Here is a 14348-nt window from a genome sequence, read left to right as displayed (position 1 = left end):
GGCTAAAACACTCAAGGAATACCACACCCCAAAGGAATAATAGATACATGAATAGCATCGATAAAGTTAAGGTCATTAAATCGTACGCATTAACGACACTTAAAATGAGCAATCCACACCCAACACAGATGACATCTCTCGTTAAAGGTGAACCTCAAGCAATTGAAAACTTCTTGATTAAAGACGCCCAAAAGCACACAGGCTTCTTTGCCGACGCACGCGAAGCGTACACGGAATACTTCAAGAAATTTCATCCAGAACCAAGAAAACTCATTACGCAAGATGAAAACTCAGAGACCCCGATCGCAACCTCTGAACTCGTTATCGGAAACGCCAACATGATCGCGAGCATCGCTGCGAAATCTTGGCACTGCGTTTAGAAAATGAAAAACCCTCACTCAGCACATAAATTGTGCCGAATGAGGGTTTGTTAGTTAAGAAGATTTACACATCAAGCTTGAGGCCAGCAGCGTTCCAAGCTGGTGGATTGTTATTCATACTCCACTGCAAGTAGAGCGCCTGGAGCCAGTTTAAATCATCAGATTTTTTCATCTGATTGATTTGCACTCTCTCCTTGAAGCTAAAGTTGCCACCTATTGTCTTTACCGCATAAGGTAGCGCATCATCCATACAACGCATCAACTTACCCTTATCGTCAACAGGAACACCCGCTTCCACCAAACGTACCGCCTCTTTAATACCCACAGGCTCCAGTTTCCCAGAATCACTACGGACATAAAGCACACTGCGCAACGGTTTAGCACTTAAAGTGCGAGCCGATTTCCTAGCAAACTTGCAACGAATGGTAATCATAGAGCTACCTCATAAGGAAGAACAGTTATTAGAAAAGTTGAATTCTGTTTGCACGTTCCCGTGCAACGACCGGTGCATATTTCGTCTATGCAATTCGCACATACACTCAACATACATCCACCTCAGAATCTTCAATCCCCAACTCCGCCTTAATGGCCTTTGCAATATGAAAGGGCATCGGAGAATAGCCATTCAATAATTGAACGGTACTACCAACACCACACGCTTTAAGCATTCCTGCAATCACCTTTGCATCTGATTCATAAGAATCTTCCGCAAAATAATTTTCAAGCGCATCCAGTCTTTTTAAACTAAAACGCCCTGCAGGTTCTACAAAGTGAAACCATCCTTTACCGGATGAACGACGCAAATAACCAAAACCTTCGGCTGGCTCCTGATATACAGCAGCGACACCTAGACGATAGCCCTTAGGCGATTCCAACGTACCATCACAGTACGAAATCGTGACTTCAACACGATTAATCTCATTCCCAAGCACATCAACGCCTTTCGCGTTCCACACCCACACCTTCTTAAGTCTTACAGTCATACTAAGTTCCTTACATTGCGTTAACTCTCGCTTTCGCGACCTAAACCAGAATCGGTTTCAGGTCTGTATGAACAAGAGCAACCACAGGAAAGGGAGTGACGATTCAAAAAAGCCGGCAACTAGCGCTTTTGCGAGACACTACTCAAAAACTCAACGGTCACTTAACCACCAGCGTATTGACTGTAATGATGTCGAAAATTTCAATTCGATACCATGTAGACAATGATTAAACTACCGCTTCATTACTCAGATACCAACTCAGTAATACCTGCCATCAAGGCATGGCTACTCACAATGAAAGATGAGTTCTCAATTGATATTACTTTTGGGAAGCACCGTAATGATCTCTCAGCACTAATACTTGGATACCAAAGCCAATCAGATATTTTCTACCAAGGCACCGCATCCAGCTTTCGCATTGAAAGCATGAGCGCAGACGATGCCCACGAGAAAGTATTGTCCAATATGAATAAGTCTGGGAAATTCCCAGAAGCAGTTATTAAGGCGTTTCCAAAGATATTACTTGCCGATTTATTTAGCGTGAAATACGGAATAGATTCAGTAAAGAGCAAACTACGCTCAAACCGAGATATTTCCACTTTCGACCACCTTGTTATCGAAGCTTTTTACCGAGAAGGCAGAGAGTCGTTACCTAGCGTCATACCAGTCAAAACAAAAGAAGCCATGAACTTCAAGCGCCATGACTTCAAACAGATAGAACTGACACTCAAACGCTTTGGCCTGACCTCTCGCCAGCCTGACATCAGAGACCCCAACCATAAAATACACATTAAAGCGCTGGAATCGAACGAACAGACATTCAAGATGACGGAATTTACCTCTCTTGATGTCACCTATTACCTTATTCCCTGCTTTGATTTTACAATGACCACGGCTCGACTGTTCCCCAATGACGGACAGCAAGTGAACCCGCCTGGCACACTGATCATTGCTACCCAGCAAGATAAACTCCTCCTCGCTTTGCACATTGACTACATTGCCTTGGAGAGCTCACATTACACCTATACTCCACAGTCATACCCAAGCACTCTCTATGTGCCAGCAATTCAGGAAAACCTAGAATCCTATCTTGTACAGGCATTTAATGAACTGAGTCACCTTACTGACTTTAAGATGAGAGCTAACACCGGCACAGGTCGCCTGGAAGTGAAACGCACGCACCCACTACCCGAAGAAATCTGGATTAAAAAATCCTACCGATTATTTTGTGAGATGCAGTATGACTGGCTAAAGCTGTCACTGCCCCTCAATCTTGGCTTCCTCAATCAGATTGCTTCGATGCACAACACCCATGACAGAGAAGGCATTTACACAGCCTATAGTATTGAACAAGAGACAATGACTTCCTTCGCGCCCCCTTTAAATATCATTGATAGATTGTATGCAGGTAACGCAGCGCCACAGCAGAGAAACAATGAAAATTAACCTTAAAGATGAGAAGAACCGAACGGTTTCAACCATTAGCTTCTTGGAGATCGAATTGTCACTAACTAGCATCCTCGCAGTTTGGGTTCTATCAATCGTTGCGCTGGTGCCTGTACTAACAATTTCACTCAGTTTTGTTTTGGTTATTTACGAGGCTCTGTACGGACGCATCACGTAAAAGCCTCTACTCGGCCTTCGGCAACGTCGGAGGCCAACTTCGCCAACTCATCACCCGTTAATGACCATAGATCTTGAAATATAGGTCGCGTTGGAGTTAAACCCTCAGACTGCAGATACAACTCAACCGACTCCTGCCACTCCGAAACGAAACGCATCGCACGCTCTATAGCATTGAAATCAAACTGGCGGAATAAAGGCTCACTCTTGACCCTATGAAGCACAAATAACAGTAAGCTGTCTCTCAGCTGCTCAATAGACTCTTCGTGACCATACGAAAGGGTTCCTGTGACACCTCTGTATTGTAAGTTCTGCAAGTACGCCACGAAATAACTGGCCACATCAATTAGGACTTCAAGCACTCGATAGACTAAACGGCTGATCTGCGATGATGAGATCTCATCAACCATCAATTCGGTCTCGCTGTTCTCAACTCCCTGCGCTATCAACCCTCGCAACTTCAATATGTCAGTACAAAAAGACTCAGTAAGGTAACGTGGGATAGACACACCAACCTTAGTCAGTGCATCAGCTAACTGAACCTCTATAGACTTACTCACATATGAATTCGATATGACTGCGTGGGGCTCAAAGCCCGTCGAGGACGTAAATGATACCTCCGACAACTGATCTTCAATAATTACAGACCACGCCTTATAGGCGAGCACACCACCTACTTGCGCCAAGCACTGAACCGTTACCGTTGAATCTGACTCAATACCCAAACGCCTGAGAAATCGCTCATTAATGCCATTAGCAAACACGAAGTATTCTTCTGGAACGAGGTCTGTACCATTGTGATCGTAATCAGACAAAAAGCGAAGACAGCTATCGGTCAACTCCAACTCTCGTTTGAGCGCTTCCCTATCCCAATCAAACTCAACTTTTGCCAATATCTCTAAATATGAAGTTGCCACACCATAGACCCTTATCTTTCCAATAAGAAACTTAGGCGCCAAGAACCTAAAAGACGGAGATGTCTCCACACTTATAACGCGCAACACTCCATGTAGCTGGTTTTTGCGAGATATCACGAGAAAAAGAAAACGCACCCCAATCAACCAAAGTCTAAATGCTACTAATACGCCATCACCCAGCTACGACAGAAGAACCTTGCAAACTCTAGCCATCACCATGACCGGTATCGGTTACACGCTGTTGCTCGTAAACCATGCCTTACTAACAGTGCTGAACAAACCACGCCTTGGATATGGATTGTCAGCAGTAGCTTCCACTATTCTCGGGATCGCATTCGTTATATTGGAGAGTCTAGCTTTCGTTTGCCTTAACATTGCCTGGGGAGGCATAGCGGTGTACGGATTGTATCGAGGTCCAATCAAGACTCAGGGATCAATACAAACGCAATGGTGCGTGGCAATACTGGGTCTGTTGGTATTAAGCAAGGCATGTCTAGTTGTAGCAGGACATTTAGAGGCGACAAGCTGGCTGACGCTTACCATGAGCATTCTAATGTTCACATTCCTCGCATCAAAATCTGTCGATAGATTTCAATACGCTTTTTTCGGGATAGCATGTAACTTGTTGGCGCTGCCTTATCAACTCTACATCGGCAATATCAGTGCCGTGCCACATAGCGCGATCATCCTTCTTATTTTCGTTGGCACGCTAAAGCAATATCTGCAGTTAAAGCCAGAATCTCAACGCTAGATTTGCCATGGCATAGCAAGGATATCAAGTCAATAACTGTGATGCTGGTGGAGCCAATAATGCCTCTCGATGTTCCGCATCCTTAATGTAAACCATCAAAGACTTCACGGCGCTTCCCGACCAATAATGCTCGTATTGGCATGGAACGCGCTGCTGATTTAAGTAGTAAGCCATCTTTGCAGGAGATGAATGACCCAAACGCAATCCCCTGTCTATCTGCTTTTTCACAAAAGGGAAAGTAATTTTCTGGTTCATCATCTTGATGGTCTCTCACTCATCAAAGTAAGCACCTGACCGACCTTACTAATCACTCTTTTCGCTATAGTCACCTTTCGCATCTTGAGCTTAGGCAATTTGTACTCACTAAACAGATCCATACCGCCCGACGACATCATCAACATTGAGAGCTCATGCTCAGGAACGCTAACGCCATCATCAACCATTTTCTGCCACATCGCTTCTGCAGCTGACGCAATTTCTATCGGATGAACAATATGGGGAGGCATATAAATATCATACAGACCATTCATAACAGACAGGCGAATCACATAATCTTGAAACGTCTCTCCCTTGCCCATAAACTCACAATGCATCAGCTCAGCCCATGCAAGGAACGTCGGCTGCACTTGAGGAGCATGCTCTGTAAACCAATCGAAAACCAGCATCCCGAAATAGTTGATAGCCGCAAATATTCGCTCACCATTAAGACCAGGCTTAACGCGCACCTCTAAGGAGTCTTCATTCACCTCCAAGCACAACCACACCCACTGCCAGTAGCGAAAGGCCTCTTCAAAGTTATGGAGTACCAATAAAGGGGTAGCCTCGGGTGGTATAAGAAAACTAATACTGTCTTGACCCAAGATGGGGGTAGCACCTAACGGGGAGTAAACACTCTCACCCAACTGCATGCTAACTTCACCAGTAGAAACTGACAGTCTTAGATATGGCGAATAGAGTTCATGATTTGACTCATCATCAATCGAGACAGGACAATAGACAGGGAATAATTGAGCGTCCTTGACTGTAGATCTCGTGTATTCACAAGATGGGCGAGGACAATCCTTAAAAACCCGCTCTGCTGTATCGCAAAAAATTGACTGAACCTTTCGTAGCTCGCCATCCACTAAACCAGGACTCACTAAAGCCCCGCTTTTCTCCGTCAATACCTCTGCAGTCTTCTCGTAAGAACCCAACAACAGATGCAGTCGATCTAACGCATTAATGCCCAATTGCATATTTTTCACTCCCTACTTTTGAGGGGGAAAAATAACACGGCACTAACACTCACTATCCCAATGTCTGGTTTTTTGGGCAACGTCTCGCAAAACACAGGCATTAACGACAGAAAGGGCAAGAACAAGGAGTTGAACGCGACCTAACCTCTTTCTCTTTTTCAAACAAAGAGCATTCACCAAAGCCTTTCTGGTACTCAAGCAAAGCGGTTAAACAATTAACATCACTCCATGATTGAGTTCTGGCCACCATACTCCCACGCTTCATTAATTGAGGAGACAAACTCCAACTCCATTTGGCGTATCGATAAAGAAGCACAGGCGAACCGGCACGTAGAAAGCGAGCTGTGCGCACATCAGTCACACCCCCGTACTGTTCGAGAAACTCAATAACTTGCTGATTTACATCCATTGACGATCACCTTAAGAACCAAAGCAACCGCCTATTTCGCACGAGTTTCAGGATGTATTTGGAAGAGTCACTGATTTCTGGAAGCCATTACTCAAATTACATTGCTAGAAACAGCAACGAGGGTTCGCGACTTAAGAATGCAGAGGGATTATTTGAGGCGATGTGGACAAGCCTCTCATAACAAAGTAGGCCGAGCACTTCTGTAGACCATTGATAGACAATCGGTAATCACATACAGACTCACCAGGCCTCGGAGAAACCAATAAAGGCTGCTTAACGCCAAAATCATCATGTATACACCCACCCACCAATTCGTAGTGCCTGCCTTGAGTCAAATTAACCATACCTTCAACTCGTGACAGATCTTCCGTGCCATCCGTTATCTGTATCAGGGTTAGATACATACTCCCTCCATTTGCATTTTCAGAAGTAAATATAGTAATCGAACACCCAATTCGCAAAAGCAGCTGACTCCCGACTTTTCGAGACATCTCGCACCTCTTATATAACGCAAGCTGAGCCTCATAAGACATAAAAAGCCATACCTCTCTCGACTGGGCAATTTCGCCTATACACAACGCGCATTACCGCGCATTAGGAGACACTATGGGACTATTCATTTATGAGATTGAAGGGGTTAACAACTCCCTACACACAATGTACGCACTCGCTCATTGCGACCCTGCCGAACATTTGTGTGAAAGTTTGTATCGAACCGCAGTCAATGACATGAAAGTCGAAGACCTCGCTGTTAGATTTATCGCCGCCAATGCCAACCAAGTTAGGTTACATACGAGCGAAGATCGTCACGGAGTGGTTTACAAAGTCAAAATCAAAAATGACTGGCAAATCGAGGTCAACTATACGCAGCATGGAAATACCCACGCTATTGCAAAGTTACCTGCCAGTGCTTTCTTGAATAAATACGGGACTGAGCAACACAAGCGCACAATCGTATTTCAGGACTTAACTAAACATAATTTCATGACAGCAGAGGAAGGACTGACGCAACTTGCCAAATCAAAGCAACGTGCGTTTGACCTGTTCACTAAGCACCAGAAAGCTTCTGGTCGCGTTGCTCTTGCTAAGGCTAAATCTATAGCCTGGGCACTGACTGACATCAGTGATACGTTAACTGAAAACGAGACAGTCGCACTGCATGCAATTCAAACAGAATTGCGAGAATCAGAAGGCACACTCATCGAACTAACGTAAGACAAAAGGGAATTCGGATTTTAGTGCGCAAATTACGGCACTTAATCCGAACTCCCTTTAAATCAATACTTCTTTTTCTTCCATAGTCACTTCCAACAGAGATTACAGGCAAAAAAAACGAGCTACATACTTGATATATGTAACCCGCTTTCAATGTCTTATCATTCCGAGCGTCAAGCTCAAACCTCCAGCACCATATGATCATAACGGTCATCACCCTCGACCAATGCTTTAAATCGGCCGTAGTAATTGGACGCACACCGAACATCACCGTAACCTTCATACGCAGCGCAGAGAAAATACAGCGCACTTTTTATTTGCTCTTCATACTCAGGCATACCTGTAGTTCGCTTTATAAACGACTCCAGGTACTCAATACTTGCACAATAGTCAGGCTCACCAAAATCATTACCCGTCAATATCACACCCAATCGACGCATGGCCGAAAGATGCCCCTGCTGAGCTGCGTACTTCAAAAATGGGTACGCCTCCATGGCAGTCAAACCAAACTGATTCGCATCTTTCTCGTATCGATTAAAGACTTCCCAGCTCGCTGACGCATCTCCTGCAGTAGCACGCCTCATTACATCTTCACTCACAACACACCTCCAAACACGCGCCCCATATAATTAATCCACCCCTTATTTCATAAATAATATAAGGAGCTGAGTAAAGCTGATCAATGGAAAATTAGTTTGCACTCTAGCTATTATACGATCGAGAGTGTTGTGCTGAGTCTCTTATGAAACAACCTACTGAATTGCATAATATCCGTAAGATAAAGCGCACCAACCTTGTGCATCGCACAGTAAATGTGTTGTTCGTTTGGAGTTCGCGCTTCATGCATAAAACCTCGCAACGAAATAGCATGATGCACATTAATACAGACCTTAGCCTGCTCTTGCTGTAAAAGCTCGATGACTCGGTTAGGATCAGGATTGTATTGCAGCGACCGATCCAACAATCGCACTCGCTGAGCAGAATTCACAATCTCCTTTAAAAGTGCGTGATAATCATCTGCATAATCTAGAATAACCATGGCCTCGTTAGGGTCGCCTTGGTAACTAATTAGCAAATCATCAACGATTTCCTGCACCGCGTGGCTAGCTCGAAACATATCAACCTCAATAAACCAAAAATGCCTTCTGGAAGTAAGCACACTCCCAGAAGGCATCAAGTTAGTTACGGTTTTTCCACGCTAAATCTAAACTGCGTCAGGCTTAATCGTTCCGCTCTCAGCTATTTGTACGCGATAATCTTTCACCTCAGCATCTAATCGCTCTCGGTTATAGACGAACTCAGCCATCTCACTATCTGGTACCGACTTCGCCATCGGGATATTAGCCGTCATCGGATCCACCGCGCGATTTCGAATCAACAACTCATAGTGAAGATGCGGACCGGTTACTCGCCCTGTCGCGCCAGACAATCCAATACGCTGGCCACGTTTTACCATCTGACCACGTTTCACCTGTATTCTACTCATGTGCAGATAACGAGTCTTATAGATAGAACCATGCTCTATCACCAAATACTTACCCGCATAAGGATGATTACGAACCATGATCACCTTACCATCAGCCGCAGCCAGTACCGGCGTGCCAGTTGGTATCGCAAAATCCACACCATTATGCGGTGATATACGGCGAGTCACCGGATGTCGGCGTCTTGGATTGAATCGACTGGATATTCGGCTTTTAACTTCCAAAGGCCTACGCATAAACGCACGCTCCAAACTGGCCCCACTACCGTCATAGAACTGCCCATCACTGTGAAGGTAAGCATCTATCGTGCGCCCGCGCGATGCAATTACAACAGACTGAACTTCAGAAGCGCCCGTTGGCACACCATCAATCGTTTGTACCTTTCGAACAACCGAAAACGTATCCCCCGCTCTCAAATCTTTAGAGAAATTTAACTTATCCCTTAATAGACCAGAAATCGTCTCCACATTACGACCCGATAGACCCTTTTCCGTAGCCGACTTAAAGAAACTACCGTGTATCTCTCCAACCTTAACGTCAAGAGACCACTCACCCTCAATCGAAACGTCCTCATAACTGTAGGCACCATCATCATTAAGAGTGTACTGAACCTTGTTGGCCACACTAAAGACCAACTCCATTTTATTCAGCTGTCGTGAACCATCATCCACGAAGAAAATAAGCTCATTTCCTGGGCGTAAGGTATCTAACGACAAGTGGTTTACATCCTCTTCCATCACCTTAGTCAGATAAGTAGAAGGGATATTTAACTGATTGAAAATCTTCGTTAGATTATCACCCGGCTGTATTGTATATCGATACGCTGGTGGCGGTTCTTGTGATGGGACTTGACGAAACATATCGGCAGACAGATCGTAACTACGCGTCATGCGAGCTTCTTTATCACCACTGACAACATAGGGTGCACAAACGCCCCCCGCAATCATGAGGACACCCAATATTAATATAGAGGCACGAGCCTTTATAAAACCCCTTAACAAACTTCTAGATCCAAACAAACCGACTCTCTAACTATCAAAAATGAAAGATTGCTTACCCATAACCTCGTTAGTTTCAGTTCGCTTTAGCAAGACCACCTCTACCATTTCTTTTATGCACAAACATATTAATGGCGCGATTCTATAGAAGGACACTAAACGCCCGAATGAACAACGCATGTTCTTCGAGATATCTCGCAATTAACAATCACACAGATTTGAATTTAAAAATTTACTGCTAATATCCATTTCGCACCCAGATGACATGACTGAGTGCAGGCATTGATGGCCGGGGGGCCGACTCTGTTTGTTGTAAGAAGCATAAAGCCGTTGCATCCCCAGGTGCAGCGGCTTTATTGCGTCTGTGCAAACCACTACAAAACTTGCACTTTTTTTCGATTAGCACCTGAACCAAGCTTTTCGAGACGTCTCGCATTTCTTGAGCACAAGCATTTCAACCCATTACAAAATTGGTAATATCTCCCCCGCTCCTAGACTGACATAACTGGTGAGCAATCTTCATCGTTAACTAATGTGTTTTTCTACAGACGGTTCTCCTGACGGTTCTCCTGACTTTTTAGTAGATTAACACTGCTCCACCTCGCTACCTTTTCCTCATTGGTGTGCGAGTTTGCTTTTAGGTTTTGTGCGTTACCTAAAGCAAGCAAATGACGCAATTGGCCGCAGCTCCTCCTTGCAGCGGCCAGTTGCATCTGCGCTTCATTACCGCCCCAACACCTCAATCTACCATCACCCATTTCACCTACCTAAAGTGATTTATTAAACAATCAGTCGTTAAGGCTATTAGGAGGAAACATGTTTTTAATGCAACTTTACCCAACGCAAGACCTGCCAAGGTTCTTTGATTGGTGCTTGGAAAACGCAGAGGGATTTGAGGCCCAAGACTGTGATGAATCACTCCATTATTACAATGGTGATGTATTCGTCGGTGGGTTTGCTGGTGATACAGGAAGCCACTTTCTAGCTGATAACGAGGAAGCGGTACAACTTTTTCAGGCATATAAGCGTGAAGTGCAATTGACCCCACAAGAGGAGACTTTCTATGTGTGAACTGGACCTCCTCAAAGACCAATACGAAACGGTTTCTAAAGCTATCCGTACTGATGATTCTCTCAGCAAAGAGGAACGCAGCCAGCTAGCTCGCAAACTAAGTCACCTAAGTGATCGTATTGAACGCCTTGAAGTCGCATACGACTACTAGGTCACCATAGAGCAAGATAACTTCGGTTATCTTGCTTTTTTTCAGGTTGAAACAAAATCGAGTACAATAGAACCCAGAAACAAATTTCGCATTACAAGACGAGACGACACTCAAGGACAAACATGACACGCAGGATTTACCTTAAAGCTCTAACCCTACTGGCGATAGCGATAACCTTTTCAGGACCAACTTTCGCCCTTGAGCTCACTAAGGACAACCCAAGCACGCTGACTGGAACAAACTCAAGTGACTACACCATCGCGGGACTTAAACTTGGTATGACACATCAACAGGCGTGGGACACTCTGGACCAGAATGATTCCCTAGTCGGAATTAAAGACACTGCAAATCCATCAAGAATCTGGGTATACACACCAGATAAAGACGGAAACCACGGTCACTCCGCACTGTATTTGGTCTGGGAACCTGGCAACGCGAACATGAAAAGCATTACGGTATTTCAGGACTATCGCAGCCACATAACGCCAAACTTGCGACGCCTCCTGTCATTTGAAGCCATTGATAACAACTCTGCATTCAAGAAAGACTTTATTGGCTATTCAAACCGCTCAGAGGTAACACTCGACATTCCATCTACAGACCTAAAGCTCAAATCATACTACTACGACGATATCGGCCTTGAAATTATTGATAAGCACAGCTCAGAGGGTGATGAAGTGGTCTTTTCGATTTACCGATAGGTCTTTAAGATCCAAAAAGCGTACACACCTTGTATACGCTTTTTAGTTTCAAGGAATTGGCAGCAAGCCAATCACGCTACATATTGCTTACGTCGCTTACTATGATGCTTCCATGATTTAAAGGAGTCCATCACTAGCGATGGGTAGTCATCTCTCGGGTCGGGCAATCGAGAGCCTCGCGCCACACGTAACTTCAACGGATAATCACCGTACTCCACAAGGTCTAGACAGTACCTAGAGCGCTCTTGGCGGTTACTAAATTGCTTATGAACCACACTTCTAAGGTCGGGGAACTTAACTCGTAAACCTCTTCGGGACAGCACAATACGTCTGCGTTGAAACTGTGATTTTAATTTTCTCATTCAAAATACTCCCTTCTTACATCTCCCCTTAGTACGACCACCACTTCCCTCTCCATTAAAATGTTCAGTTTTTTTCGTCACCGTACTTTTTGTGAACACCAATGTCGTAGATGTATGTTTTTTATACTATTATTTGAGGGTGACAGGTATAACAAGGAATGATGCCAATGTACGACAGCTCACTTTTACCCCTTCTAGATATGACCTTTGAGGACGTGAATAAAAAGAAAGTTACACTTGATGAGCTTAAGTTCTACAAGTCATTCATTACCGATACAAATACCGAAATAGGCTCACTTTTACATTCATTGAGCGCACTTGATAAAGACCATTACTCACTTGAAAAGAAGAAGCGTAGAAACGCGGGTGAAGCGGATAAACTCTTTGCGCCAGACTTATCAAGAGTGAAAAGCTCAAAAAGAACACTCATTGAGCTCGCAACCCAGCCACAAGAAACTCAAGGGAATGAAGAGTTCAATATTCCCGAAAAGAACATTGGTTTCATACATCTGTACTGTGACAGTCCTATTCTTGAAAAGAAAATCAGAGAGCTCGCCGAACAGAACTGGGAAGCAAAACTCCGGCTCAAACACCGACTACCTCAATACATGCCCGGCGTCAGGGACAGAGCAACATTCACAAAGGAGTTTATTGGCAACCACCTTTACCAAACCTTTATCCGTAAAATCCCTCTTTGCCCACCAGATACATTACGACTGAGCTTTACCTGGAAGCGAAAGCAACTGGTGACCAACGCTATCCCTCCAGAAGAAGCTATCGACTACATAACCAAACATCCTGGGCAGTCCAGCGAAACTCAAATTCAGAAGAAAATCGCCACAGTTAGGGATGCAGACGCCGTCTTTGTTACTGGTACAGCAAGAATACATCCTGAATTCAGCGTTTGTTTTAAAACAGAGAACGGCACTGTTCGCCGGAATGGCAAAGCGCACTCCCCCCTTATTGTTCTATCGAGCAACACAGAACGCATCAAGTACAACGCACTTAGAAAACTAGAAATCGAAGAAGTTGAAGAAATAGAAAGGGAATACGCTCAGAAAATTAAACTGGAACGGCTGGTGGAGGGTTACCACTTCTATTCTAAAAGGAAACTCCAAAACAAGTCCGCTTAAGCGCTTTTGCGAATGAGTTCGCAGTGTATCGTTATTGCATCTACCCCAATGGAACGAGATATATTATGCAAAATACCCTACACACCACACTACTCGCACTGCTTGCTTTTCTTCTTACGGGCTGTGAAGTCGAAGAAGAGAAATCAGACTACATCTGTAAACAGGCGGAAAATCGCTACATCGACGGCGAGAATGGTTTTCGCACTGTAAGCATCTACGGTCTTGGGGGCAGCCTTATCGAAGTCGGCTACTCACATCAAGGTCAACTCGCAAACCACTCTGAATGTTCAGCAGCCAAGATTTCTGAATCCTCAGCCTCCACCCTCTTTGAGTGGTTTGAATATGGCAATGCAGTTGAAGTGGATGGCGTTAAAACTATTGAGTTCTTCAATAAGAACAATCTAGTGAATATCCTAGCAACTCGAATCGAAGCGACTGGTGTTGCGGATATGGAGTATTCAGAACGAGACGTTGAGTTTGATTCAAGCGCCCGCATCTCTAAGCGCGTATGGAATAATGAACTCCCAAGCATGATCGTAACCGCTGAGGATAATTTTGACGCTAAAGGCGAACAAAGAACTGAAGCCGTTATCGGTACCGTAACAAAAACAAAACTGTGGAACGAGAACACGCAACAATGGGACTGCTCTTACGTCACTACCAATGGCAATTTTGTTGATACCGGATGCCTAGACGAAACAGCGAACGACATCACATACGTTGGATTTCAATTAGACCTACAACCTTACTTTGATAGCCTTGCTGACTCCATTAAGTACGAAACCGAGCCAGAGTATCTATATGATGACCTAGATAGCTTCAAGTAATCCGCCCAGCGGCCTTGCAGGACACCTAGCAAGGTCGCTATTGCTCAACCATCCTTCGACCTCATCTGTCACTCCGCTTTTGGTACGCAACCTCACAACAGACACCCG

General features: G+C 44.5%; 21 protein-coding genes. 10 read left to right on the top strand and 11 right to left on the bottom strand.

The window, feature by feature from the left end; genetic code table 11:
• Positions 1-47 precede the first annotated feature (47 nt).
• Positions 48-380 carry a hypothetical protein gene (locus A6E01_RS20490; RefSeq protein ID WP_065211353.1) on the top strand — a complete coding sequence of 111 codons (333 nt, stop codon included), beginning with the start codon at positions 48-50 and terminating at the stop codon, positions 378-380.
• Positions 381-444: 64 nt separating this feature from the next.
• Here the strand turns inward: A6E01_RS20490 and A6E01_RS20485 are convergent, their stop codons facing one another.
• Both A6E01_RS20485 and A6E01_RS20480 read right to left on the bottom strand, forming a co-directional pair.
• Positions 445-813, bottom strand: a complete 369-nt coding sequence (locus A6E01_RS20485; protein ID WP_065211352.1) for a hypothetical protein — start codon at positions 811-813, stop codon at positions 445-447.
• 106 nt (positions 814-919) lie between these two features.
• Positions 920-1363, bottom strand: coding sequence for a hypothetical protein (locus A6E01_RS20480; protein ID WP_065211351.1), 444 nt, complete (start codon positions 1361-1363; stop codon positions 920-922).
• 222 nt (positions 1364-1585) lie between these two features.
• Here A6E01_RS20480 and A6E01_RS20475 point away from each other — a divergent pair, with 222 nt between their 5' ends.
• On the top strand, positions 1586-2809 hold the full coding sequence (locus A6E01_RS20475; RefSeq protein WP_065211350.1) for a hypothetical protein: 1224 nt from the start codon (positions 1586-1588) through the stop codon (positions 2807-2809).
• On the top strand, positions 2799-2987 hold the full coding sequence (locus A6E01_RS20470; RefSeq protein WP_065211349.1) for a hypothetical protein: 189 nt from the start codon (positions 2799-2801) through the stop codon (positions 2985-2987). The genes A6E01_RS20475 and A6E01_RS20470 overlap by 11 nt, the downstream gene beginning before the upstream one ends.
• On the opposite strand, the gene A6E01_RS20465 is transcribed toward A6E01_RS20470, so the two are convergent.
• Entirely contained in the window at positions 2980-3903 is a 924-nt protein-coding gene (locus tag A6E01_RS20465) for a hypothetical protein (protein ID WP_065211348.1), read from the bottom strand. The genes A6E01_RS20470 and A6E01_RS20465 overlap by 8 nt on opposite strands.
• Positions 3904-4099: 196 nt before the next feature.
• Here A6E01_RS20465 and A6E01_RS20460 point away from each other — a divergent pair, with 196 nt between their 5' ends.
• Positions 4100-4654 (top strand): hypothetical protein, encoded by a 555-nt coding sequence (locus A6E01_RS20460; protein ID WP_065211347.1) that lies wholly within the window; start codon positions 4100-4102, stop codon positions 4652-4654.
• 24 nt (positions 4655-4678) lie between these two features.
• Here the strand turns inward: A6E01_RS20460 and A6E01_RS20455 are convergent, their stop codons facing one another.
• The 4 genes from A6E01_RS20455 to A6E01_RS20440 all read right to left on the bottom strand — a co-directional run bounded on the left by A6E01_RS20455 (position 4679) and on the right by A6E01_RS20440 (position 6702).
• Positions 4679-4912, bottom strand: a complete 234-nt coding sequence (locus tag A6E01_RS20455; protein ID WP_065211346.1) for a hypothetical protein — start codon at positions 4910-4912, stop codon at positions 4679-4681.
• Positions 4909-5889: a hypothetical protein gene (locus tag A6E01_RS20450; protein ID WP_065211345.1), complete on the bottom strand. Its 981-nt coding sequence runs from the start codon at positions 5887-5889 to the stop codon at positions 4909-4911. The genes A6E01_RS20455 and A6E01_RS20450 overlap by 4 nt, the downstream gene beginning before the upstream one ends.
• A gap of 100 nt (positions 5890-5989) precedes the next feature.
• A complete protein-coding gene (locus A6E01_RS20445) occupies positions 5990-6298 on the bottom strand; it encodes a hypothetical protein (protein WP_065211344.1) in 309 nt (102 codons plus the stop codon).
• Between the two features lie 131 nt (positions 6299-6429).
• Positions 6430-6702, bottom strand: a complete 273-nt coding sequence (locus tag A6E01_RS20440) for a hypothetical protein (protein ID WP_065211343.1) — start codon at positions 6700-6702, stop codon at positions 6430-6432.
• 202 nt (positions 6703-6904) lie between these two features.
• Here A6E01_RS20440 and A6E01_RS20435 point away from each other — a divergent pair, with 202 nt between their 5' ends.
• Positions 6905-7513, top strand: a complete 609-nt coding sequence (locus A6E01_RS20435) for a hypothetical protein (RefSeq protein WP_065211342.1) — start codon at positions 6905-6907, stop codon at positions 7511-7513.
• Between the two features lie 179 nt (positions 7514-7692).
• Here A6E01_RS20435 and A6E01_RS20430 read toward each other — a convergent pair whose 3' ends face one another.
• From A6E01_RS20430 to A6E01_RS20420, 3 genes are all read right to left on the bottom strand, one after another.
• The gene (locus tag A6E01_RS20430; protein WP_065211341.1) at positions 7693-8112 is read right to left on the bottom strand and encodes a hypothetical protein; all 420 of its coding nucleotides are present in this window, start codon (positions 8110-8112) and stop codon (positions 7693-7695) included.
• Between the two features lie 110 nt (positions 8113-8222).
• Positions 8223-8630 (bottom strand): hypothetical protein, encoded by a 408-nt coding sequence (locus A6E01_RS20425; RefSeq protein WP_065211340.1) that lies wholly within the window; start codon positions 8628-8630, stop codon positions 8223-8225.
• Positions 8631-8717: 87 nt separating this feature from the next.
• Positions 8718-9944 carry a peptidoglycan DD-metalloendopeptidase family protein gene (locus A6E01_RS20420; protein WP_065211339.1) on the bottom strand — a complete coding sequence of 409 codons (1227 nt, stop codon included), beginning with the start codon at positions 9942-9944 and terminating at the stop codon, positions 8718-8720.
• An 867-nt stretch (positions 9945-10811) separates the two neighbouring features.
• Here A6E01_RS20420 and A6E01_RS20410 point away from each other — a divergent pair.
• The 3 genes from A6E01_RS20410 (at position 10812) to A6E01_RS20405 (ending at position 11918) form a co-directional block, all read left to right on the top strand.
• A complete protein-coding gene (locus tag A6E01_RS20410; RefSeq protein ID WP_065211337.1) occupies positions 10812-11066 on the top strand; it encodes a hypothetical protein in 255 nt (84 codons plus the stop codon).
• A complete protein-coding gene (locus A6E01_RS21380) occupies positions 11059-11217 on the top strand; it encodes a hypothetical protein (protein WP_156744667.1) in 159 nt (52 codons plus the stop codon). The genes A6E01_RS20410 and A6E01_RS21380 overlap by 8 nt, the downstream gene beginning before the upstream one ends.
• A gap of 122 nt (positions 11218-11339) precedes the next feature.
• A complete protein-coding gene (locus A6E01_RS20405; RefSeq protein ID WP_065211336.1) occupies positions 11340-11918 on the top strand; it encodes a hypothetical protein in 579 nt (192 codons plus the stop codon).
• A 71-nt stretch (positions 11919-11989) separates the two neighbouring features.
• Here A6E01_RS20405 and A6E01_RS21205 read toward each other — a convergent pair whose 3' ends face one another.
• Positions 11990-12280 (bottom strand): hypothetical protein, encoded by a 291-nt coding sequence (locus A6E01_RS21205; protein WP_082961436.1) that lies wholly within the window; start codon positions 12278-12280, stop codon positions 11990-11992.
• 167 nt (positions 12281-12447) lie between these two features.
• Between A6E01_RS21205 and A6E01_RS20400 the strand changes: the two genes are divergently transcribed.
• Both A6E01_RS20400 and A6E01_RS20395 read left to right on the top strand, forming a co-directional pair.
• Positions 12448-13413, top strand: coding sequence for a hypothetical protein (locus A6E01_RS20400; RefSeq protein WP_065211335.1), 966 nt, complete (start codon positions 12448-12450; stop codon positions 13411-13413).
• 65 nt (positions 13414-13478) lie between these two features.
• Entirely contained in the window at positions 13479-14240 is a 762-nt protein-coding gene (locus tag A6E01_RS20395; RefSeq protein ID WP_065211334.1) for a hypothetical protein, read from the top strand.
• The last annotated feature ends 108 nt before the right edge of the window (positions 14241-14348 follow it).

This window comes from Vibrio breoganii (assembly GCF_001677275.1).
Classification (GTDB): Bacteria; Pseudomonadota; Gammaproteobacteria; order Enterobacterales; family Vibrionaceae; genus Vibrio; species Vibrio breoganii.
The sequence above is the reverse complement of the archived record's forward strand: the minus strand, read 5'-3'. Positions and strand labels throughout refer to the sequence as shown.